Genomic DNA, 21,749 nt, shown 5'->3' with positions numbered 1-21,749 from the left:
ACGTCGGACACGAATGTCAGAGGGGGCGGGAGTCGGCGGCGCGGGACGAGGGGTGGAGGGCGTCGTGGCGGCCGTGGGTGACGTCGCCGTGTTGTTCGCGGATCATGCGGGCGACGAGGGCGGTGCGCTGGCGGTGGCCGAGGCGTTCGCTGAGGCGGGTGGCGCCGGGGATCACGGAACGGGCGCTCTCCAGGACGAAGACGGCGGCGGAGACCGCGGCGACCGCGGCCTGGTAGGGCCTGCTGTCGGGGGCGCCGAGGTAGTCGGCGTTGCGCTTGCCCAGGATCAACCGGCTATAGGACATGAGGTAGTTGGTGAGAACGCGGCGGGCCAGCGCCGAGTGCTTCAGCCACGGCGGCAGAAGCAGCGGGGCGGCGGCGTTCATCAGGGAGTCGGCCAGCCGCCGCGAGTCCTCGTCCGGCAGGTACTCGGTCCTCGCCTCCAGCCACAACAACCGCCAGGCGTCGGCCTCGGTGGCGGGCAGCAGGTCGGGGTGCACGCCCAACAGGTGGCCCACGTACCGCCACAGGTGCAGGACCGCGGCCCGGTCCGCGGCCGTGAACCTCAGCCCGAGGCCGCGCGAGGCCAGCAACATGACCAGGGAGAAGAGCAGCAGGGTCCCGGTGAGCTGGATCTGGTTGATCGGCGCGTCCCAGGCGTCGTGGTCCCAGTCGTCGCGCTCGTTCATCGCCGCCCTGACCTGGGCGTGCATGATGCGGACGCGCAGGGTGTTCTTGAAACCGGCGCCGGAACGGCCCATGCCGCCCGGCGAGGTGACGTCCACCCACCAACTCGCGGTCTCCGCCAGCCGGCGCGGCGCCATGGTGCTCAGGTCACCGGTGCGCACCAGGGTCTTGTTCGCGCGCGACGCCAGATAGCCGCCGTAGAGGGACGCGCACGGCATGACCATGGTGAGCCCGAACAGGCCCGTGCGGCTGACGACCCGGGCGCCGCGATCGAGCAGGTCGAGGTCCACCCAGTACGGCACGGCATCCACTTCGGTGAACAGGTCCAGCAGTTCCCGCGGCGGGTCGTCGAGCGAGTCGATCCCTCCTTGCAGGGCACGCTCGAACAGCCGGCGCCCGCTCTGGCCGGGCATCCGGGCGATCATCTCGGCCACCCCGGCGGCGAGCGGGTCGCCCGCGTGGGCGAACGAGCGGAAGGCCGCCAGCTGCGACGGCGTCGCCCGGATGTCGCCGGGCGCGAAGAGCCGCAACGTGAGGTCCCACGGCGGCTTGGTCATCCAGTCGGGGTGGGACAGGCGTTCGTCACGGGGCATGCTCGTCTCCAAGGTGGTCGTACCGCAGTTGCCGGGCGTGCAGGGCCATGAAGTCGGGTCGCCGCGTGGCCGTGTAGCCCGTCGCGGCGGAGTGCCCGAGCCGGTCGACGTAGGCCAGGCTCACCCGACAGTGCGTGGAGGGCTCAGCGCTCATGGGCACCGGTGCCGGTCGGCGCGTCGGTGAGAGCGCGCGGGCGGCGGAGGGCGGGGGCCTCGTGGTGCGGCACGGCGGCGATCGCCAGGACCGACAACACCAGCGCCGCCATGATGTGCGCGCGGTGCTCGTCCGGCCAGGGCTGCCGGTACAGAAGGGTGGCCAGCAGGAAGAGGTACGTCTTGGCGGTGGCGGTGGCGACCAGCCCGATGATGACCAGGCGGCTGCGCTGCAACGCGATCTGGAGCTGGCCGAGCGCCAGCGGCGTGGTGATCGCGAAGATGTAGAGGTAGGGGGCGGCGAGCAGCGCGCGCGGGTCGTCGAGGAGACCGGCCGCGCCGTCCAGCATGAGCTCGGCGGTGCCGGTGAGCAGGCCGACGTTCACGGCCAGCGCGACGCCGGTCAGCGGCTTGGCGTGGGTGCCCTTGCGCGACAGGTCGGACGCCAGGAACGCCGCGAACGGGACCAGGAGCGACGGCAGCGCGACGGCGACGATCAGTGCCGCCGGCACGGCGGAGCCCACCTCGGCCATGGGCGCGGTGGAGGTGGCCGAGGTGAGTTCCGCCGTGCCGCCGGCGGGTCGTGCGGCTTCGGCGGTTCCGGTGCCGAAGACGTTGATGTCGGATTCCGCGAAGAGGACGGCCGCGACCGCCAGGAGCATGACGCATCCCCATTCGCGCGGGGTGAGCCGTTCGCCCATGACCGGGATGGCCAGGACGAGCAACATCGCCAGGCCGGCCAGGAACATCGGCTGGGCCTGGAGCGGCGAGAGGCCGGTCAGCGCGACGGTCTGGACGCCGGCCCCGACCGCCAGGACCCCGGCTCCGGCGATCCAGGTGCGGTTGCCCAGCAACGTGCGCGCCAGCTGCCACGGCCGGTTCCCGGCCAGCGCGGGCATCTCCGCGGTGGCGAGCTTGAAGTAGACCTGCCCGGCGAAATAGGTGGCGGTCGACAAGACGGCGATGGCCTGGAACTGCAGCGACATGGCGAGGCCTTCCGGCCGTCCGCGATCCGTGGCCGGTCGCGGGGACGGGCCACGGACCGCGGGCGGCGGCCTGGAGACGGAGCCTGCGGGCGCGGAATCCGGCGAACGAGGGGGTGGGGCTCTTCGACGCGGGGCGATCAGGTGGATCAGGTGGGCTTGACCGGGTCCCAGAGGTCGAAGATGTTGGCCTCCTTGCGGTCGAACCGGCGGTCGTCCTCCTCGTAGAAGCCCTTGAACTCGTTGGGGAGGTAGAGCTTCTTGAGGGTGGCGGGCGTGCCGCCCACGCCGGAGGCGTCGAGGATGGCGTTGGCCGCCTTGCGCCCCGCCTCGTTGGCACCTTCCATGGTGGCCAGGTTGATGTCGGCGCGGACGTAGTCGGAGGCCAGGAACAGGTTGGGCAGCGCGGTGGTCGCCTCAGGACGGTAGTTCCACGACTTGGGCCTGTTGATCAGCAGTGGTTCGGCGTTGGCGACCTGCGGGGTGCCGTTGCCGGTGATGGCCGGGTCGAGGAAGTAGGAGTGGATGTTGGCGTCGTTCAGCACGATCGGCCCCCACGGGATGGCCTTGCGCAGCTGGGCGACGACCTCCTTGAAGATCTCCTCGGTGGTGCACTCGCGGGCGGGCTTGCGGTACAGGATGCCGGGCACGTCCCACGCCGAGATGCAGATCGACAGGCACTCGTTGACGTCGCCCTTGCCGTAGGTCGTGCCGAACTTGTTCTTCCAGAACTGGGCCTGGCTGATCGAGGTGAGCGCCCACGGCTGGGCGGCGTAGGCGACGTGCCCGCGAGCCAGGTTGATCGGCTGGCGCAGGTAGATCATCAGGCCGTTCATCCAGTCGGTCGTCAGCTCGCGCAGCGACAGGAGCGACGGGTCGACGGCCAGGATCGAGTCGTTGAGCAGCGGAACGGCCCGTTCCACCGGCACCGCGAGGACGTAGTAGTCGGCCTCCACGGTCGTGGTCTGCCCGCTCGCGCCGGTGACCTGGGCGCCGGTGATGCGCTTGTCGGCGACCGTGAATCCGGCGAGGGTGGCGTCGATCTGGAGGGTGACGCCGAGGGACCGCAGGTGGTCCATCCACGGGCCGATGAGCGCCTCGTTGGTGGGGCCGTTCAGGAGGCGGTCGGGGGCCTTGTAGCCGCCGAGGCCGAGGGTGCTGTAGACCCAGGCTTCGGCCATCAGGCCCATGGTGTGGGCGTTGGCCTTGTCGGGCTTGGCCGCCACCAGCGTGCCGGTGAACATGTCCACCAGCAGCTCGCGGTAGGGCTTGGACATCTTGTCGGAGTTCACGAACTGGGCGAAGCTCAGGTCCTCCCACTGCTTGAGGCGCCGCTTCGGCCCGCTCGTGACGAACGCGATCATCTTCTGCAGGAAGTAGCCGACCTCCCAGGCCGGAACGTTTCCGACGACGCTGATCGCGGTGTTGAGGAAGGCCAGCAGCGACTCGGGGCTGAGCGTGCCCTCGATGCTCCCGGCGGCCGGAAGGACGAGCTTGGTGCCGTTGTAGAACGCGACGACCTCCTTGCCCGCCACCAGGTTGCCGGCCGCGTTGCCACCGGGGACCGGGATGCGGCTCATCGTGTCGGGCAGGTTCTGGTAGAAGCCGGGGAAGAAACGGAAGCCGTGCTCGCCGGGCAGGTCCTGGCGGCCGCCCGAGCCGGTGCCGGGCACCGGCATGCTGCGGGACTTGCCGCCCCAGGTCTTGCGCTCGTACACGGTCACCTGGAATCCGCGTTCGGCGAGCTCGTGGGCGACGGTGAAGCCGCCCATGCCGCCGCCGAAGACCGCCACCCGGCGGCCGGCGGCGAACCGGCGGGTGCGCGGGGCGCCGTGCGCCTTGGCGGACGCCGCCGCGGAGGCGGACGGGGTTCCGCCGATGGCCGCGGCGGCGGCGATCGCTCCGGCCGTGCCGATCGCGCCGGTGACGAACTTGCGACGGTCCAGTCCTGGGGCGCCCTCCGGCGTGCCGTTCTGGGCGGCGGGGTCAGGATGCGGGGTGGTGCCTTCCGGGGTTGCGTCGTCCACGGGGACTCCTCAACGAGGGGGGTGGCCTAACCGACACTTGTGTCGGTTGAGTGGCCCCAACTATGAGGAAACCGCCGCCGGGCGTCAAGCCCCGACGGCGGTTCGATTCGCGAGATATTCGCCGCCGGATGCGCGCATACGCACCCGGACCGGCGGTTTTATCGTTGGCTCCCCAATCCTGACCACAACAGCCGCATGGCGCCTTCGACCAGCATCGGCTTCGGCATATCGGGATGGCGTTCCCACCATTGGGCGACGCCGTCCAGGCCATTGATGATCAGCTCGACCATCGCCTCGGCGATGGGCTCGTGCGGCTCGACGCCCACCGACCTGATGTCCCCGGCGAGCAGCGCCATGGCCGCCTGCGTCCGCGACTCGCGGATGCCCTGGCGCACCGTGCGGATCTCCGGATCATCCTCCGCGAAGTGGTCGAACAGCAGCTTGCGGGCGTCCGGGCGACTCTGGGCGAAGCTGAAGTAGGCGTCGATCGTGGATCTCATGCGCTCCTCGGGCGAGCCCGAGCCGGCGATGCGGGAGCCGATGTACTCCACCAGCGACGCGTTCTCCTCCTGCATGACCGCCAGCAGCAGAACCCGTTTGGAAGGGAAGTGGTCGTACAGCACCGTGCGCGCGACGCCGGCCGCGGTGGCGATGTCGCCCAGAGAAGTGCCGTGATAGCCCTTCTCCGCGAAAACCTTGAGCGCGGTCGCCGTGATGACGGCCTTACGGGCCGGACCGCGCATCCGCGACTTCGGCGGATTTGCACCCACAGGCTTGACTCCCTTCCTCGGTTGCCCTCACCCTAGCCGACAGATGTGTCGGTTAGCGGGAGTGAACGGGCGCCGGGACGACCGGCGTCCGCTCGCGCCATCGTCGACGCCCGCCTCCGTGTCCGCAACTCACCGTGTCCGCAACTCACCCGTATCCGCGACTCACCCGTATCCGCGACTCACCCCACCCCTCCACCCGCACCGGGAGCGCGCATGCCGCACAGGGAGACGCACCAGACGCCCAGGAGACTCTCGATCGCCATCGTCGGAAGCGGCTTCAGCGGCATCGGACTGGCCATCGGGCTCAAGAAGGCCGGCTTCACCGACCTGACGATCTACGAGAAGGGCGACGACCTCGGCGGGGTCTGGCGGGACAACACCTACCCGGGCGCGGCCTGCGACGCGCCGTCCCACCTCTACTCGTTCTCGTTCGAGCCCAAGCCCGACTGGACGCGCCGCTTCGCCGAGCAGCCCGAGATCCTGGACTACCTGCGGCACTGCGCGACCAAGTACGGGCTGGAACGGCACGTCCGCCTCGGCACCGAGGTCACCGACGCCGCGTTCGACGCCACCACCGGACGCTGGCAGGTCCACACCGGCAACGGCGGCGTCCACGAACACGACCTGCTCGTCGCCGCCTGCGGCCAGCTCAGCAACCCGGCCGTGCCCGCCCTGCCCGGCCTGGACGAGTTCGCGGGCACCGTCTTCCACTCCGCCCGCTGGAACCACGAACACGAGCTCGCCCGCGCCCGCGTCGCGGTCGTCGGCAACGGCGCCAGCGCGGTCCAGTTCGTCCCGCTCATCGCGCCGGGCGTCGAGGCCCTCACCGTCTTCCAGCTGGAATCGCACTGGATCAGCCGCAAGCCCGACCGGGTCTACTCGCGCTGGCGGCAGGCCCTCAACCGGCGCGTCCCCGCCGTCCAGCGGCTGTCCCGGCTCGGGATCTTCCTGTGGTTCGAGGTGCTGCTGAACCCGAGCCTGATCTCACCGCGCGGGCGCCGCGCGCTGTCGGCACCGGTCCGCGCGCTCTGCCGGTTCGCGCTGCGCTCCGTGGGCGACCGCGGCCTGCGCGAACGCCTCACCCCCGGCTACGAGCCCGGCTGCAAGCGCATCCTCACCTCGAGCGACTACTATCCCGCCCTCAACCGGCCGAACGTGCGCGTCGTCGACCGGCCCATCGCCGAGGTCACCCGGCACGGCGTCCGCACCGCCGACGGCGACCACTACACCGTCGACACCATCATCTGGGCGACGGGCTTCCGTTCCCAGGACTTCGTCGCCCCCATGCGCGTGACCGGTTCGCACGGCACCGAGCTCAACGCCGCGTGGAAGGAGGGCGCCCGCGCCTACCTCGGGCTGGCCGTGCCCGGCTTCCCCAACTTCTTCCTGATGTACGGGCCCAACACCAACGTCGGGTCCGGCTCGATCGTGCACATGCTGGAGAGCCAGATCGCCTACATCGTCCAGGCCGCCCGGTTGCTGGCCTCGGGCGTCGTCCACATGGACGTGCGCCAGGACGTGCTCGAACGGTTCGACGCCGCGGCCCAGCGGCGCCTGTCCACGTCCGTCTGGAACCAGGGCGGCTGCGACAGCTGGTACCTGGACACCGAACGGCGCAACACCAACAACTGGCCGGGCTCCATGACCGGCTACCGCCGCCGTACCCGCCGCCTCGCCCCCTCCGACTACCACCTCGAGGTCTAGGTCCAGGTCCAGGTAGAGGTCTAGGCCCAGGTAGAGGTCTAGGCCGTGCACCGGAGCGCGGCCTCGGTCATCGTCGCGGTGTAGACGAGCCGTCCGGTCATGTTGAGGTGCAGGTCGTCGGAGCTGAACCACGGCGCCGCGTCGTCCCGGCGGTGCGTCCCGGCGCGCGCGCCGAAGTCGACCAGCTCGAACGCGTCGGTGGCGTTGGCCGCGGCGATCCAGCGCAGCACGTTGTTGAGCTCCAGCGCCGCGGCGGCGTAGTGGGCGGGGCTGTAGACGTTGGCGTGCTCGGGCGCGGTGACGGCGACCAGGCAGCCGGTGCGCGCGGACATCTCCTGCACGATGCCGATCAGTGCGTTCCGGACCTCGGCGAGGCGGGTGGCCCGTTCGGCGTCGCTGGGCGCGGTGGCGACGTAGAGCGCGTCGTTGGCGCCCAGTGCCACCACGAAGCCGTCGGCGTCGTGGGCGAGCAGCCCGCGGAACTCGTCCAGCAGGTAGGTGTCGGCCCTGGCCAGACCGGTGGTGTCCCGGTTCGGGGTCCAGCGGCGGCCGCCCTGGCCTTCGACCTCGGTGCGGATCCCGGCGTCGTTGAGGTTGCCCTCGACGTAGCCCTGGATCGCGTTCTGGTTGTAGGCGTTGTCGTTGAGCGACTGGAGCAGGCTGTCGCCCAGCACCGGCACGCGCGGCGAGGTCGCGGTGCCGCGCCGGTTGGCGAACGGGGCGACGTAGACCTGGCAGGACCCGTCCGGCGCCACGAGCCGCGGCGACAGGTAGATCGCCACCGGCTGCGCGGTGAGCCGGGTGAGGTTCCCGGTCAGCATGCGATGCGGCCCGAGCAGGGACGAGTCGCCGGGGGCGGGCCAGTCGCCGGGAACGTTCTCCCAGCGCAGCTCCCAGTCCCGCGTTCCGGCGTCGGTCTCGCCCGACGCATCGATCCTCTTGAGCCCGGTCACCCGCACCAGCGTTCCGTAGGGCGAGTCCGCGGTGCTGTAGTCGGCGCGCCAGGTGACGCCGCCCTCGGTGCAGGCGGCGGACCCGGTCGCGGCGTTCGCGGCGTTCGGCACGCCGGCGAGCAGGCCGCAGAGGACGATCAGGAGGGTGGCCGCGGCGAGCACGGGCCGGGGCGTGGACGTCCGCATGGGAGGCCTCCGGGGGCGCCATCGCGTGGCAGGCGAGATGGACGTCTGACAACGCCAGTCTCGACTGGCGTTGTCGAACCCGGAAGACGACGCCGCCCGCCTGACCGCATCCGGCCTGCCCGCCCGCCATTCGTGAATTTGTCGCGACATGAAGCAGGGGCCGCTCGCCGGGAACGCCGGGCGTACGGGAGATCAGGCGTTGCCCCTGATGGAGCAACTGTTGGCGACCCTGAGCGATTAGCCGTGACCGGCCCCGGGAAAACCATCGACCAAGCCAAAGGGGGTAGCGCCGAAATGCGCCGAGATGCGTTCCATGCCAGTCCCACCACCGCGACGGTGACCGTTCCGGACCCGAGGTCGGTGACGGTGCCGGACCCGGGGTCGTGGAAGGTGGTCGAGGTCTCCGGAGAGCTCGACTGCGCGCAGGCGGGAAGCCTGCGGCGCACGATCGACCGCACGTTGTCGCAGCAGAGTCCGCCCCGGCTGGCCCTGGACCTGGCGAACGTCACGTTCTGCGATTCGTACGGCCTGTCGGTCCTGGTGTACGCGGCCAAGAAGGTCCGCGAACGCGGTGGCATCGTCGTCCTGGCCGACACGTCCCGCCAGGTGCGCTCGCTCATCAAACGGTGCGGCCTGGAGGCGCTCCTGCCCCTCGCCTCCTGACCCGCCGGCCGGGCTGAGCCCGGCCGCTCGGGCGCGGCGACGCCCGGCACGCACGTCGGCGCGTTCACGGCGGCGCGTTCACGGCAGCGCGTTCACGGCAGCGCGTTCACGGAAGCGGCGTCGGGCCGCCCATGCGGAGCCGCACCAGCGAGCCTCCGCCGCCGGTACGGATGTCCACCTGGTCGCAGAGCCGCCGCGCGAGCCACAGGCCGAGCCCGCTCGTCGCCTCGGAGGACGGCGGCAGGTGCCCGGCCGCGTGATGGTCCCAGGGCCCGCCCCGGTCGGCGATGTCGCAGACGAGGTCGGCGCCGTCAGCCCACACGCTGACCGTCCCGTGGCCCCCGCCGTGCTTCACCACGTTCGTCGCGATCTCCTGAACGGAGATCAGGAGATCCTCCAGCCGTTCGCCGGCCAGCCCGAGCGAGGCCGCCTCCACCATGACGAACCGCCGCACCTCCCCCAGCTCGACGGGGCGGATACGGCGGCGGGCGACCGGCTCCCTGGCGGACGGCAGCGGCCGGCCGTCGACCTCGGCGGAGAACGCGACGGGATCGAGGTAGCTCCCGCTCGTGCCCTCGCCGACGCGGCCGACGAGCTCGGGATGCGTGCGCCTGGCCCCCTCGACGACCTCGCGCGGAACGCGGCGGGTGTCGTACGGGCACAGGATCGTCGCCGGCGCCCCGGAGAGCGTCAGGTTGACCACCGACTCGTACCGCTGCCAGGCGGCCACCTGGAGCGGGGTCCGGCCGGCCCAGCGCGGCTCGCCGATCACCCGGAGCCGGCTCGCCCCGGCGTGCTCGCCGACGTAGCGGACGTACTTGGTCAGCGTCCGGCCGGGCGTGCTGTACCAGGCGGCCGAGTCGACGTAGTGCACGCCCGCGCCCAAGTGCCCCGACCTGGGCACCGCCTCGCGGAGCAGCCCGAGGTTGTGCGAGGTGACGGCGACGAAGGCGGACTCGCCGCGGGCCAGCCCCTCGCACAGGAACGCGGCGGCGACGTCGGTGAACTCCTGATCGGAGTCGTACAGGAAGGCTTGATGAAGCAGCCGGGCAGTGGGATCGGGGTGACCATCCGCCTCGGGGAGCTCTGACGAGACGTCCATGACATGTCCTCGCGCGGTCGACGACGACCACGTTCCGCAGTCTAGAACCACCACGGCCATCCGTCGAGGCGCCTGTCCAACGTCGTGACCAGGCACGATGGACGCCATCCCTGGTCACGACGGGGGGTGACGGCGGGGTCTGCGGGTCAGCGAGAGGAGGTCCCGGGCAGGGCCCGCGGGGCGCTGCCCGGCGGGCCAGACGGCCCGCAGCGGACGGCTGAGATCGAGCTCCGGCACCGGGACGACGGTCAGGCGGCCGCCGGCCAGTTCCTCGGCGACGGCGAGTTCGCTGACGACCGCCGGGCCGGCGCCCGAGACGGCGGCGGCCTTGAGCGCGGTGGTCGAGCCGAGTTGCAGCAGGGGCCGGGCCGTTCCGCCGTACGAGGCGAGCGCGCGGTCGATCACCTCGCGCGTGCCGGAGCCCTCCTCGCGCAGCAGCAGCGGGGCGGCGGCCAGTTCGGCCGCCGGCACTCCGGAACGCCGCCGCGCCCAGGGATGGGCGGGGGAGACCACCACCAGCAGCCGGTCCGTGGTCACCACCGTGCCGCCGAGGCCCTCGGGGGCCGTCGCCCCCTCCACGAAGCCGAGGTCGGCCTCGCCCGCCGTCACCTGCGCGGCCACGGCCGCCGAGTTGGCCGCGCGCAGGGTGACCGCGGTGTCGGGGCGGGCCTGGCGGAGGGCCAGCAACCAGCCCGGGATCAGGTACTCCGCGATGGTCATGCTCGCCGCCACGCGCAGATGGCCGTCGCGCGTCTCGCGCAGCGCCGCCACCCCGGCGTCCAGCGCGTGCGCCGCGTCGACCACCTGCTGCGCCCACTCGGCGACGACCGAGCCCGCCTTGGTCGGCCGCGAACCGCGCGGCGAACGTTCCAGCAGGGCGACGCCGAGCTGCCGTTCCATCGACTTGATCCGGCCGCTGGCGGCGGGCTGGGTGATGCCGAGCTCGTCCGCGGCGCGGCCGAGGCTGCCCAGCCGGACGACGGCCAGCAGGAGTTCGAGGGCGCCCAGCTCCGGAACACGATGCGACAGAGCCATGCCTCCAGCTTATGCCCGGCCATAAGGCGAGCTTATGTACCCATAGGCCGGTGACCTCTGGTGATGCCGCGTCGGCCGCGCGAGAGTCGGATCATGGCCATCACCGCTCCCCCGGCACCGCCCGCCGTCCGCGCCGCGGCGGCGCCCCTCCGGCTGGAGCGTCTCCGGACCCTGGGGCCCAACTGGTACGCGTGCGTGATGGGCACGGCGATCGTCGCCAACGGCGCCGCGGCGCTGCCGGTGCCGGTGCCGGGACTGCGCGCGTTCGGGCTCGCGGTCTGGGCGTCGTCGTTCCTGCTGCTGCTCGTGGTCGCGGCCGCCCGGCTCGCGCACCTGGTCGTCCATCGCGACGAGGCGCGCGTGCGGCTCCTCGACGACCCGGCCACCGCCGTGTTCTACGGCTGCCCGCCGATGGCGATGCTCGCGGTCGGCCACGGCACGCTCCTCTACGGGCCGGACGTGATCGGGACGACGGCCGCGGTGTGGACGGACCTGGTGCTCTGGACGGCCGGGACGTTCACCTCGCTGGCCGTCGCGTTCGGCATCCCGTACCTGATGATCACCAGGCACGCGGTCCGCCGGGACGGCGCCGACCCGACCTGGCTCCTGCCGGTCGTCGCGCCGATGGTGGCGGCGGCGACCGGCCCGGCCCTGATCCCGCACCTGCCGACGGGGGAGCCGCGCGAGCTGATGGTGTACGCCTGCTACGCGATGTTCGGCGGCAGCCTGCTGGCCACGCTGACCGTCCTGCCCGGCGTGTGGTCCCGGCTGGTCGGCGGCCGGCCGCTCGCGCCCGCCCTCGCCCCCACGCTGTTCCTGGTGCTCGGCCCGCTCGGGCAGTCGACCACGGCGGTGAACCAGCTGGCCGCCGCCGCCCCGGCCGCGACGCCCGGGCACGCGGCCGCCATGGAGGCGTTCGCCGTCCTCTACGGCGTCCCGGTCATGGGCTTCGCCCTCCTCTGGCTGGCCATCGCGGCCGCGGTGTCCCTGCGGGCCCTGCGCGGCGGCATGCCGTTCGCGATGACCTGGTGGGCGTACACCTTCCCGACCGGCACCTGCGTGACCGGCGCCGCCGCGCTCGCCGGGCGCCTGCACCTCGGCGCCCTGACCGTGACGGCCGTCGCCCTCTACGTCCTGCTGGTCACCGCCTGGGCGGTCGCCGCGACCCGCACCCTGCGCGGCGTCGCCTCCGGAAGCCTGCTCCCGTCCCCCGCCTGACGGCGTGCGGGTTTCAAGGCCGGCGCCCGCGGCAGGACGGTCGGCTCTGAGCCACGCCCGGGCCTCGCACGATCATCGGGCGGGCGGGATGTGCTTGGGGAGGACGGCGCGGACGGCGCCGCCGCGGCGGGAACGGCCGTCGCGGGAGTGGTTGCGGTGAGCCTCGCTCGGCGCGGGGCGGGTCAGGAGGCGGGGACGGACCCGCCCCAGGCCCTGGAGGGGGCGGGAGCGCAGGGAGGTGATCTCGTACTCGTCCCCGAGCTCGGCGGCGAGGGTGCCGTCGACGAGGACCGAGCCCGGGTAGGCGGTCGCGGTGAGGCGCGCGGACAGGTTGACCGGCGTGCCGAAGACGTCGCCGAGGCGGAGCAGGATCTCGCCGTACGCCATGCCGACGCGCACGCGCGGGAAGTCGGGGTCCTCCTCGCACCGTTCGGCGATCCGCAGGCCGATCTCGGCGGCGGCGGACGGGTCGGTCGCGACGAACAGCACCTCGTCGCCGAGGGTCTTGACCACGCGGCCGCCCAGCTCGGCGACGATCTCGGTGGCGACCGTCTCGAACCGCACGACGAAGGCGGCGAGGGAGTCGCCGTCCATGCGGCGGCTCATCCGGGTGAACGAGACGACGTCGGCGAACCCGACCGCGAGGTTGGCGACGCCGGCGACCGGGTCGGCGCTGGCGGCGGCCGTGCTCGCCGCGGCGCGCAGGCCGGCGGCGGTCAGCTGGCGGCGCCAGCCGTGCAGCATGAGGCGTTCGAACGGGGCGCGCAGCTCCTCGGTGGCGGCGAGGGCGGCGACGACGGCCTCCGGGGTGACCTGCTCGTCCGCCGGGAAATGTTCGCTGAGGCGTTGCAGCCAGACGTCGCCGAGCCAGCTGGCCAGCCGTCCCATGGTCTGGCCGACCGCGCGCGCCAGCTGGAGCACGAGGTCCTCGTCGACCAGGTCGTTGCGGAGCAGGTCCTTGATCTCGCGGAGGGCATCGACGTCCCCGTCGGTGAAGGCGATCTCGTCGTCCGGGGGAGTGGGGAAGCCCAGCGCCTGCCAGATGCGGCGGGCGTACTCCTCGTCGACGCCGGCGCGGTCCTCCACTTCCTTGCGGGTGTAGCGAAGCGGCCCCCCGAGCAGGGTCACTTCGAGATCCGCGGGAAGTTTGGGATCCACCATAGGACCGCCTTCTTATGTGTCATTGACCGATGTCACAATCGTGGCGCGTAAGATCGGGGCGGTCAAGGGTGGACGAGTTCCGGCGGGCGGGGCATGGCCGAGTACCGAATCGACGAACTGGCGCACGCGGCGGGCAGCACGGTGCGCAACATCCGTGCCTACCAGGACCGCGGGCTACTGCCGCCACCTCGGCTGGAGGGCCGGGTCGGCATCTACGACGACACGCACCTGGCCCGGCTGCGCCTCATCGGCAAGCTGCTCGCCCGGGGCTACACGTTCGCGATCATCAAGGACCTCATCTCCGCCTGGGAGACCGGCAAGGACGTGAGCGAGGTCCTCGGGCTGGAGAAGGTCCTCACCGACCCCTGGTCGGACGAGATCCCCGGCGCCGCCGCGGTCGACGACCTCATCGCGACGTTCACCCCGGGACTGCCGGACGACGAGGTCGCGCGCGTGCTCGAGCGCACCGTCGAGCTCGGCCTGATCGAGCCCGAGGGCGACCACTACAAGGTGCCGAGCCCGCGCCTGCTGCACGTCGGCGCCGAGTTGGTCGCCGCCGGGATCCCGATCGACTCGGTGCTCGACATCGCCGCGCAGATCCGCGACGACTGCGACGTCATCGCCGGCCGCTTCGTCAACCTGGTGTACGACCACGTCTTCACCCCCCTGCACAGCGAGGCGCACCCGACCACCGACGAGGTCTCGGAGATCGCCGCCGTCGTCCGCCGGATGCGGCCCCTGGTCAAGATGGTCGTCGACCCGTTCATCGCCCGTGCGATGGAGGTCCGGGTCCAGGCCGCGCTGGGCACCCAGCTGGAGCTCATCCGCGACCACATGGCCGGTGAGCCCCGCACCGCCGCCGAGGGCTGACACCGCGGCGGGACGGCGGGACGGCGGGCGGGCGGGCGGCGGGCGGTCAGAGCAGGGAGATGCCCCAGACGACGGTGACCTCCTGGCGCTTGCCTTCGAGGTCGGTGAACGTGACCGTGCTCGTGCCGGGCAGGCCGACGAGGGCGGTGCGCAGCGTGAGCGTCAGCTCGGCGGACCGGCCCTTGGCCAGGACGCCCTGGGACGGCGTGACGATGACCTGCCCGCTCCCCGACGCCGACGTCCAGGTGACCGGGCCCTTGTGCGCGGTGAGCACGACCCGGGCGGTCTTGGTCCCGTAGAACTCGACCCGGGCCGGCGCGGCGGACAGGACGCCCGGCACCTTCGGCTCGGCGGAGGGCGGCCGGACGGGCACCGGCGACGGGACCGTCTCGCGATCGCCGTCCAACTGCGGCGAGTTGGGCGAACCCGCGCCTCCCGTGCCGTTGCCGGGCTGGCCGCTCTGCCCGGGCCGCGATCCCCCGTTCCCGGCGCCGCCGTCCGGTGGCCGCTGCTCGGTGACCGCGGGCTGCGGGCCCGCGCCCAGCGGCGGCCAGTTGATGATCGACTTGCCCGGACCCATCAGCAGCGCGACGACCACCGCCGTGGCGAGGGCCCCGGCCATGCCTCCCCCGGAGAACAACCACCGGCGGCAGACCGGCGAGGGCACGTCCGGCTGGCTGGGCAGGCCGTCCGGGGTCAGGCCGCCGCCGCGGGCCGCGATGTCGGTGCGGTAGCCCGCGAGCTCGGGGTCGGTGCCGGTGTGGATGACCCGATGGCGCAGCGCCGCGGGCAGCACGGGGGAGGGCGCCATGACGATGAGCGCGGCCGGGGTGAGCCGCCGCCGCGCGCTGCACTCGGCGCAGTCCGCGGCGTGCCGTTCCAGCGCCGCCTCGTCGGGCGCGGTCGTGGGGGAGAACAGCCGGTCGGTGAGCGACGCCGCCCGTACGACCTGCCCTCCGATGGGCGTGTGCGCATCCCGCATCGCCCACGCACCACCCGCGTCCCGGCCCTCGCCGGTCACAGCCGCGACCCGGTCGACCTGACCGTCCCGACCCGCTGGGGCTGCTCGGCCTGCCAGGTCATTCCGACCCGCTGGGTCTGGGCGGCCCGCCGATTCTGTCCGGCCCGCCGGGCCTGCTCCGCCCGCCGGGTCTGCTCTGTCGGCCAAGGCTGCTTGGTCCGGGCGGTCCGTCCGGTCCGGCTCGACGGCGTGATCGTCGTGTTCGACCTCGTCGAGGCGGTGGTCAGAGGCTTCGAACTCGGCCTCGGCGGGCTCGGCGGGCTCGGCGGGCTCGCGTTCTGGGGGCGATGCGGGCGGGGCTTCGGCCGACGTGGCGGCAGCGGCCGAGGCGGCGGGCTCGGCGGAACGGGCGGCGCGGCGGGTCGAGCCGGTAAGCCGGGCGGCGGGGTGGGCCGCCGCCACGACCACGGCGGCGGCGCGGCGCGGTGTGCCCGTCCCGCCACCCGGCCGCTTGCTCCGGGGTTCACCTGCCGGGAGGTCGAGGGCCTCGGCGTGCCCGATCAGCTCACGTTCGGCGTCCTCCGCCTGGAGCGCACGGACCGGGCGGCCGCCGTCCGCGCACCGCTGCTCGAGGACGACCAGTTCGGCGTCGATGGCCGTTCTGAGGCGAGCCTGGGCCCGGCTCAGCCGGCCGGCCGCGCGCCGGGACGAATTGCCGAGGGCCGCGCCGAGCTCGGGCGAGCGCAGTCCGTGCCGCAACGCCAGCAGCAGCACCTCCTGGTCGGGAAAGGTCAGCCGGGTCAACGCCGCGTCGAGCAGCCCGCGCAGCGTGTCATCGGCGAATTCGGCGTCCTTCTCCCAGGTCAATCCCCTGACCCGGCCGCGCTGGAGACAACGCCGCCGGGCCGCCGCGTACAACCAGGGCCGCAGCCTGATGCGATCGCGCATTCGCGGCGCCCGCCGAAATGCGTCGATGAAGGTGTCGTGAACGACGTCGGCGGCGGTCTTGTGCTCGCCGGTCATTGTCAGGCAGTAGTCGTAGAGGCGCTCTGCGTACGCGTCGTACAGCGCGCCGAGAGCCGCCTCGTCACCTTCGTTCAGCCGCTGGACCAACCTGCGGTCGGCCGCGACGTCGAAGGAGGACCACCTCGGCATGTGAGCTCCCGGCACCGACGGGCGAACGCGCTCCCGTCACGGGCCAACTGGACAATCGGCCCACCTTGCATACACCCACTCACCCCACTTGCACCACATGATCCCCAGAAATGGCGACGAAGGGTGACTGCCGGGTGAGCAGTGTGTTGCCTGTGGCGTTTCAGCGACCAATGACGGAATACGACGTGTCGACAACGAAATGTGATGATGCCGATGCCGAACGTGATCAGTCAACTCCCTCGCGCCAATGGGTCAACCCAGGCGGCGAAAAGACCCTCCGGTATCAGTCCACTCGGGTGATGTCGATCTCGCCGTCGGCGTAGCGGCGGCGCAGCACCTTCTTGTCGAACTTGCCGACGCTGGTCTTGGGGATCTCGGTGATGAACGCCCAGCGCTCCGGCAGCTGCCACTTGGCGATCCGGTCGCTCATGAACTCCTTGAGCTGGTCGGCGCCGACCTCCGCGCCCTCACGGACGACGACCGACGCCAGCGGGCGCTCCTGCCAGCGGTCGTCCGGGACGCCGACCACCGCGGCCTCGATGACGTCCGGGTGGGCCATGAGGTGGTTCTCCAGCTCGACGGAGGAGATCCACTCGCCGCCCGACTTGATGACGTCCTTGGCCCGGTCGGTGAGCACCAGGTAGCCGTCCGTCGAGATCGTCCCGACGTCGCCGGTGCGGAGCCAGCCGTCGTGGAACTTCGCCGGGTCCTCGTCCAGGTGGTACGCGCCCGTGATCCACGGTCCGCGGATCTCGACCTCGCCGACCGCGGTGCCGTCGTTCGGCAGGACGGTGTCGTCGTCGCCGACGATGCGCATCTCCAGCCCGGCGAGGACGCGCCCCTGGGTGACGCGGGCGCGCCAGGCGTCGTCCCCTTCCGCGCCGGCGGGCGCGTGCGCCACGGTCGCCACCGGCGAGGTCTCGGTCATCCCCCACGCCTGGACGATCCGCACGCCGATCTCGTCGAAGCCCCGCATCAGCGCCTCCGGCACGGCCGAGCCGCCGCACGGCACGAGCCGCAGCGAGGTGAGGTCCGAACCGTTCTCGGTCACGTACCGCAGCACGTCCGACCAGATGGTCGGCACCGCCCCGGCGACCGTGGGCCGTTCGGCCTCGATCAGGCGGACGAGCGGCTCACCTTGGAGGAACCGGTCCGGCATGATCAGGTTCGCGCCCGCCATGACGGCCGCGTACGGCAGGCCCCAGGCGTTCGCGTGGAACATCGGCACGACCGGCAGCACCGTGTCGGCCTCGTTCAGGCCCATCGAGTTCCCCGTGCAGACCGCCATGGAGTGCAGGTAGGCCGACCGGTGCGAGTAGACGACGCCCTTCGGGTTGCCGGTGGTGCCGCTGGTGTAGCACATGGCCGCGGCCTGGCGTTCGTCGATCTCGGGCCAGTCGAACGTGGCGGGCGCGGCGGCGAGCAGGTCCTCGTACGAGTGGAGTTCCTTGCCCGCCGGCTCCAGCGGAGCGGTGTCGCCCGCACCGACCACGATCACGTGCTTGACCGTCGTGAGCTGCGGCAGGTTGGGGGCCAGGAGCGGGATGAGCGAGCCGTCCACGATGACGATCTCGTCCTCGGCGTGGTTGGCGATGTAGACGAGCTGGTCGGGGAAGAGCCTCAGGTTGAGCGTGTGCAGCACCGCGCCCATGGAGGGGACGGCCAGGTAGGCCTCGAGGTGCTCGGTGTTGTTCCACATGAACGTGGCGACGCGCTGGTCGCCGTCGATCCCGAGGGAGCGCAGCGCCCCGGCCAGCCGTGCGGCGCGTTCGCCGACCTCCGCGTACGTCCGGCGGCGGGCGCCGTCACCGGTCCAGGTCGCCACCTCGCCCGCCCCGAACACACCGGTGCCGTAGCGCATGATCGAGGTGATGGTCAGCGGGAAGTCCTGCATCGTGCTCCACACGGCGCGCCTCCAGCAGCTCTGCGGGGTCCGGAATGGGATTCTTGCCGGAAAGGGCCCGGATTGTCAGTACCCCGGGCGACCTTGGTTCACGGCCGCTGCGTGGCGACGCCGGGGAAGTCGTTGCCCAGGCCGGCGTCGTCGCGGAGCTTGGCCATCGCCCTGGAAACCGTGCTCTTGACCGTGCCGACGCTGACTCCGAGCACTTCGGCGACCTCCGATTCGGGCATGTCCTCGTAATAGCGGAGCATCACCGCGAGCCGTTGGCGCGCAGGAAGCCGATCAAGGGCACGGCCCAGCGCGTCGTGCAGCTCGGTGCGCCGCGTGTGATCATCGATCGGCTGGTCGGGAAGTTCGTCGGTCGGATAGATCTCCAGTTTGCGGCGGCGCCACCACGAGATCTGCGTATTGGCCATGGCGCGGCGGACGTACCCGTCCACGGCGGCACGGTCGTTGATGCGATCCCAGGCGAGGTAGGTCTTGGCCAGCGCCGCCTGGAGGAGATCCTCGGCCTCGGCCCTGTCGCTGGTCAGCTGCATCGCCTGGCGCAGCAGCACGGGACCCCGGGCCGCGACGTACTCACGGAACTCCTCGTGCCGCGTCTTGTTCAAATCACCACCGAGCCAGGGGTTACGGGGATGGGATCGGGCCGCCGATATTGTGATCTTGGGTACGCAAGATCCCGTTGCTCATGACGATGGCACGAAGATCGTAATTCTGGGCCAACAAAAAAGACATATTCGGGTCAACCAGTGTAGGAATACATCCCCGCGGTGCGTAAATCTCAACCCGCCGGATGACTTATCGGATAAATCCGTCGACAGGCGGGTGACGGCGCGTGACTCTTGACTCACTGTCCTAACAGGTGTGGCCACGAGTGAAGATTCGACGCCGGAGTTCCGCCATGCAGCTTCCCCGCCATGGAGCAAGGCGTCGCAGTCAGCAGGAGGCCGTGCTCGGAGTGCCTCGGCACACCGCTCCCGCTGACTCGACCCCTGCCCAGCCGGGTCCCCTCACGGGGACCGTCCTCGACGCGAGCCCGCACCTCCTGGTGCTGCGCACCGCCGCCGGGGAGGTCCGGCTGCCGATGACCGAGGCGACCACGGTCTGGCACGGCGGGCGCGGGGGCCCCGCCGCGCTGCGTCCGGGCCGCGACGTGATCGTGCGGCCCTCGGCGGACGGCCTCCGGGCCGACCGGATCTGGGTGGAGATCGGCCGTGTGGCCGGCACCATCCTGGCGTGCGGGAGGGACACCGTGGAGGTGGACATGGGTCCTCACCGGGGACGGGCCCATGTGGTGATCCCTCCGCACGCCCTCGGCCGGGTGCTGGTACGCCACCCCCGGCTCGAGCCGGGCTACCTCATCGACGTCATCTGCGTCCGTTCTCCGGACGGCCCGCAGGCGACGCGGCCCGGCACGTCCCAGCCCGGCTACCGCGCCGACGACCTCGCCGCGCCCGAGCCCGGCGCCCCCGTGAACGACCCCGTCCACGGCACCGCCACCTGGTTCGGCGGGGCGATCTCCGAACGGCGTCACCGCCGCCCGGCGCCCACCACGCTCGCCGCCTCGTACGAGCACCTCGGCCGGGCGGGCGTCGACCACACCAGGCACCTCGGCATCGACGACGCCTACACCGCCGTCGGCGCGGCCTACCCGGCGGTAGACGCCGAGGGGGACGCGGGCGGCTGCGCCGACGCGCCGTCCGGCTGCGCCGCGCTCCCCTACCTGTCGCTCGGGAGCACGCTGTCGCTCCACAACGAATGCTCGGGGCGCACGGTGGCCGTCCCGGTCATCGAGTGCGGCTGCGCCGCCGCCCGCTTCTGCGACCGCTGCGTCGAATGCGGCACCTCGCCTCGCGGCCGGCTCGTCGAGCTGACGCCGGCCGCCTTCGTGGCCTTGGGCGGCGATCTCGACGCCGGTTGTTTCAACGCGATTCTGCGGACAGGGGGTTGAACGGTGGTCACGGTCGTCCTGAACACCCAGGTGCTGATCCTCGCCGCGGTGCTCCTCGCCGCGTGCCTGGCCAAGCTGACGATCCGCGAACCGGCGGAGACGGCGCCCGACCACGTGCACGGCGTGCCGGTGCCCGCCAAGCTGAGCCGCGCGACCGCGCTGCGGCAGAGCCGCCAGGTGAACGTGGGCCTGGGCCTCACCGAGGGCCTGCTCGCCCTGGGCCTCCTGGTGACCTCGCACTTCTCGGTGCGCCTCGCCACGACGGTCACGTTCGCCGCGGCCACCTGGGTCGTCGGTGAGCTCCGCGTGCACCGCCCGGACGCCGGATGCGGCTGCTTCGGCGGGCTGAGCACCAAGCGCGTGGGCCGCCGCAGCGTCATCCGAGCGGTCCTCTTCACCGCCGCCGCCGTGGCCTCGCTGGGCGCCCCGCACGCGGGCCTGACGGTCCTGGCCGGCGTCGAGGCCCAGGTCATCCTCGTCCTGGCCGTCGAGCTCGCCCTCTTCGCCGCGCTCTCCCCGGAGCTGTCCGCCCTGCTCGAACGCCGCGGCCTGCGCCACCGCCCGGCCGAACCCTGCGAACGCCGCCGCAGCCCCATGACCGAGACCCTCTCCAGGCTCCGCGACAGCGCCGACTGGCTCCGCTACGAGGACTCCCTGGTCAGCGCCACCCCCCTGGACGTCTGGCGCGAACGTTGCTGGCGCTTCCTCACCTACTCCGCCCGCATCGACGACCAGCACGTAGAGATCGTCTTCGCCGTCTCCACCGCCGCCCGAGACCACACCGTCCGCTCAGCGATGACACCCCCGGCCGGGGACACGGCCGCCACCGAGGCCCCGGCCTCCGGCACACCTGCCCTGCGCGGGCTCAACGAACCTGGACCGAGCAAGCACGTGTGCGACCGTCCGGCCACCCCCAGCACTTCCACGGAACGTTCGGCGTCCGGCACCACCGGCACCCACGCACGTACAACTGCCCAGCATCCCCTCCCCCCACGGACCGCCACCCCGCAGGCACCCACCCTGCAAGCGCCCGATGTGCCCGGCCATCAGGTCTCAGCCCCCGGCACGACGGTCGGCAGGCATCCGTCGCACACCCATACGACCGACGCACTCACATCCGATGCACATTCGCCCAAGGCCCAGCCCACCACCGCGCAGGCGAACAACAGACACGCAAGCGGCAAGCACCAGCCAGCCGCCCAGGCAAGCGACAGGCACCAGCCACACGCGCAAGCGGACCGCGCCCAGGCGAGCGGCGGGCACCAGCCTGATGCGCAGGCGGGCGGCGGGGGGCTGCCAGATGCGCAGGCGGGCGGCGCGCGGCTGCCGGGCGGGGGACGGGGGGCCGAGGTGCGGGCGGGGGACGGGCGGAAGGCTTTGCGGGGTGGCGGGAAGTGGGGTTGGGGTGGGCGGGTGCGGAAGGAGGAGGCGGGTGCCTGGGAGGTCGTCGATGTGGACGTGACGGTGCCCGACCTGGGTGTCTGCGTGGGGGCCGTGTGCGAGTCGGGGCCGGAGAGCGTGGACGTGACGGCTCCGGATCTGGGCGATGTGGACATCACGGCGCCCGATACGCGGGTGCTGGGGTGGCCTCTCTGAAGGTCTATTGGCGTTTCTAGCGCAGGGTCGATAGACCGCTAGAGAACGACAGAAAGCATCGCTCGGAGAATCTACG

The 21,749-nt window shown here is 72.1% G+C and carries 18 protein-coding genes; 6 read left to right on the top strand and 12 right to left on the bottom strand.

The annotated features are described in order from the left end of the window. Positions 1–16 precede the first annotated feature (16 nt). The 5 genes from ABZ810_RS26890 to ABZ810_RS26870 all read right to left on the bottom strand — a co-directional run bounded on the left by ABZ810_RS26890 (position 17) and on the right by ABZ810_RS26870 (position 5,185). Positions 17–1,279, bottom strand: coding sequence for an oxygenase MpaB family protein (locus tag ABZ810_RS26890; protein WP_358407764.1), 1,263 nt, complete (start codon positions 1,277–1,279; stop codon positions 17–19). Further along, positions 1,269–1,403 carry a hypothetical protein gene (locus ABZ810_RS26885; RefSeq protein ID WP_358407762.1) on the bottom strand — a complete coding sequence of 45 codons (135 nt, stop codon included), beginning with the start codon at positions 1,401–1,403 and terminating at the stop codon, positions 1,269–1,271. Before ABZ810_RS26885 ends, ABZ810_RS26890 begins: the two co-directional genes overlap by 11 nt. A 19-nt stretch (positions 1,404–1,422) precedes the next feature. Then, complete coding sequence (locus tag ABZ810_RS26880) at positions 1,423–2,418, bottom strand: hypothetical protein (RefSeq protein ID WP_358407760.1); 996 nt, start codon at positions 2,416–2,418, stop codon at positions 1,423–1,425. 146 nt (positions 2,419–2,564) lie between these two features. Continuing rightward, on the bottom strand, positions 2,565–4,442 hold the full coding sequence (locus ABZ810_RS26875; protein ID WP_358407758.1) for an FAD-dependent oxidoreductase: 1,878 nt from the start codon (positions 4,440–4,442) through the stop codon (positions 2,565–2,567). Between the two features lie 158 nt (positions 4,443–4,600). After that, entirely contained in the window at positions 4,601–5,185 is a 585-nt protein-coding gene (locus tag ABZ810_RS26870) for a TetR/AcrR family transcriptional regulator (RefSeq protein WP_358407757.1), read from the bottom strand. A 240-nt stretch (positions 5,186–5,425) separates the two neighbouring features. Here ABZ810_RS26870 and ABZ810_RS26865 point away from each other — a divergent pair, with 240 nt between their 5' ends. Further along, positions 5,426–6,916, top strand: a complete 1,491-nt coding sequence (locus tag ABZ810_RS26865; RefSeq protein WP_358407755.1) for an NAD(P)/FAD-dependent oxidoreductase — start codon at positions 5,426–5,428, stop codon at positions 6,914–6,916. Between the two features lie 38 nt (positions 6,917–6,954). Here the strand turns inward: ABZ810_RS26865 and ABZ810_RS26860 are convergent, their stop codons facing one another. Next, the gene (locus ABZ810_RS26860; RefSeq protein ID WP_358407754.1) at positions 6,955–8,055 is read right to left on the bottom strand and encodes an SGNH/GDSL hydrolase family protein; all 1,101 of its coding nucleotides are present in this window, start codon (positions 8,053–8,055) and stop codon (positions 6,955–6,957) included. A 336-nt stretch (positions 8,056–8,391) separates the two neighbouring features. Between ABZ810_RS26860 and ABZ810_RS26855 the strand changes: the two genes are divergently transcribed. After that, on the top strand, positions 8,392–8,718 hold the full coding sequence (locus tag ABZ810_RS26855; protein WP_358407751.1) for an STAS domain-containing protein: 327 nt from the start codon (positions 8,392–8,394) through the stop codon (positions 8,716–8,718). A 106-nt stretch (positions 8,719–8,824) separates the two neighbouring features. Here ABZ810_RS26855 and ABZ810_RS26850 read toward each other — a convergent pair whose 3' ends face one another. Continuing rightward, complete coding sequence (locus ABZ810_RS26850; RefSeq protein WP_358407748.1) at positions 8,825–9,820, bottom strand: sensor histidine kinase; 996 nt, start codon at positions 9,818–9,820, stop codon at positions 8,825–8,827. A gap of 114 nt (positions 9,821–9,934) precedes the next feature. Further along, positions 9,935–10,855, bottom strand: a complete 921-nt coding sequence (locus ABZ810_RS26845) for a LysR family transcriptional regulator (RefSeq protein ID WP_358407746.1) — start codon at positions 10,853–10,855, stop codon at positions 9,935–9,937. A 93-nt stretch (positions 10,856–10,948) separates the two neighbouring features. Between ABZ810_RS26845 and ABZ810_RS26840 the strand changes: the two genes are divergently transcribed. Next, positions 10,949–12,073, top strand: coding sequence for a TDT family transporter (locus ABZ810_RS26840; protein WP_358407744.1), 1,125 nt, complete (start codon positions 10,949–10,951; stop codon positions 12,071–12,073). Positions 12,074–12,145: 72 nt separating this feature from the next. On the opposite strand, the gene ABZ810_RS26835 is transcribed toward ABZ810_RS26840, so the two are convergent. Continuing rightward, on the bottom strand, positions 12,146–13,201 hold the full coding sequence (locus tag ABZ810_RS26835; protein WP_358407742.1) for an adenylate/guanylate cyclase domain-containing protein: 1,056 nt from the start codon (positions 13,199–13,201) through the stop codon (positions 12,146–12,148). Between the two features lie 126 nt (positions 13,202–13,327). On the opposite strand from ABZ810_RS26835, the gene ABZ810_RS26830 reads away from it, so the two are divergent. Next, positions 13,328–14,104: a MerR family transcriptional regulator gene (locus ABZ810_RS26830; RefSeq protein ID WP_358407741.1), complete on the top strand. Its 777-nt coding sequence runs from the start codon at positions 13,328–13,330 to the stop codon at positions 14,102–14,104. Positions 14,105–14,150: 46 nt separating this feature from the next. Here the strand turns inward: ABZ810_RS26830 and ABZ810_RS26825 are convergent, their stop codons facing one another. From ABZ810_RS26825 to ABZ810_RS26815, 3 genes are all read right to left on the bottom strand, one after another. Then, complete coding sequence (locus ABZ810_RS26825) at positions 14,151–16,220, bottom strand: sigma-70 family RNA polymerase sigma factor (protein ID WP_358407740.1); 2,070 nt, start codon at positions 16,218–16,220, stop codon at positions 14,151–14,153. A 283-nt stretch (positions 16,221–16,503) separates the two neighbouring features. Then, complete coding sequence (locus tag ABZ810_RS26820) at positions 16,504–18,126, bottom strand: long-chain fatty acid--CoA ligase (protein WP_358407738.1); 1,623 nt, start codon at positions 18,124–18,126, stop codon at positions 16,504–16,506. An 86-nt stretch (positions 18,127–18,212) separates the two neighbouring features. After that, the gene (locus ABZ810_RS26815) at positions 18,213–18,734 is read right to left on the bottom strand and encodes a SigE family RNA polymerase sigma factor (RefSeq protein ID WP_358407736.1); all 522 of its coding nucleotides are present in this window, start codon (positions 18,732–18,734) and stop codon (positions 18,213–18,215) included. A gap of 341 nt (positions 18,735–19,075) precedes the next feature. On the opposite strand from ABZ810_RS26815, the gene ABZ810_RS26810 reads away from it, so the two are divergent. Together ABZ810_RS26810 and ABZ810_RS26805 are read left to right on the top strand one after the other, a co-directional pair. After that, positions 19,076–20,077, top strand: coding sequence for a hypothetical protein (locus tag ABZ810_RS26810; protein WP_358407733.1), 1,002 nt, complete (start codon positions 19,076–19,078; stop codon positions 20,075–20,077). Positions 20,078–20,080: 3 nt separating this feature from the next. Then, positions 20,081–21,673, top strand: coding sequence for a MauE/DoxX family redox-associated membrane protein (locus ABZ810_RS26805; protein ID WP_358407730.1), 1,593 nt, complete (start codon positions 20,081–20,083; stop codon positions 21,671–21,673). Positions 21,674–21,749 lie beyond the last annotated feature (76 nt).

The organism is Spirillospora sp. NPDC047279, from assembly GCF_040643285.1.
Lineage (GTDB): Bacteria > Actinomycetota > Actinomycetes > Streptosporangiales > Streptosporangiaceae > Spirillospora.
The sequence above is the reverse complement of the archived record's forward strand: the minus strand, read 5'-3'. Positions and strand labels throughout refer to the sequence as shown.

Excerpts from the sequence above, each read along its gene's own strand:
- ABZ810_RS26845 (WP_358407746.1), bottom strand. The coding sequence starts at position 10,855 with ATGGCTCTGTCGCATCGTGTTCCGGAGCTGGGCGCCCTCGAACTCCTG.
- ABZ810_RS26865 (WP_358407755.1), top strand. The coding sequence starts at position 5,426 with ATGCCGCACAGGGAGACGCACCAGACGCCCAGGAGACTCTCGATCGCC.
- ABZ810_RS26850 (WP_358407748.1), bottom strand. The coding sequence starts at position 9,820 with ATGGACGTCTCGTCAGAGCTCCCCGAGGCGGATGGTCACCCCGATCCC.
- ABZ810_RS26840 (WP_358407744.1), top strand. The coding sequence starts at position 10,949 with ATGGCCATCACCGCTCCCCCGGCACCGCCCGCCGTCCGCGCCGCGGCG.
- ABZ810_RS26890 (WP_358407764.1), bottom strand. The coding sequence starts at position 1,279 with ATGCCCCGTGACGAACGCCTGTCCCACCCCGACTGGATGACCAAGCCG.
- ABZ810_RS26830 (WP_358407741.1), top strand. The coding sequence starts at position 13,328 with ATGGCCGAGTACCGAATCGACGAACTGGCGCACGCGGCGGGCAGCACG.
- ABZ810_RS26860 (WP_358407754.1), bottom strand. The coding sequence starts at position 8,055 with ATGCGGACGTCCACGCCCCGGCCCGTGCTCGCCGCGGCCACCCTCCTG.
- ABZ810_RS26880 (WP_358407760.1), bottom strand. The coding sequence starts at position 2,418 with ATGTCGCTGCAGTTCCAGGCCATCGCCGTCTTGTCGACCGCCACCTAT.
- ABZ810_RS26825 (WP_358407740.1), bottom strand. The coding sequence starts at position 16,220 with ATGCCGAGGTGGTCCTCCTTCGACGTCGCGGCCGACCGCAGGTTGGTC.
- ABZ810_RS26870 (WP_358407757.1), bottom strand. The coding sequence starts at position 5,185 with ATGCGCGGTCCGGCCCGTAAGGCCGTCATCACGGCGACCGCGCTCAAG.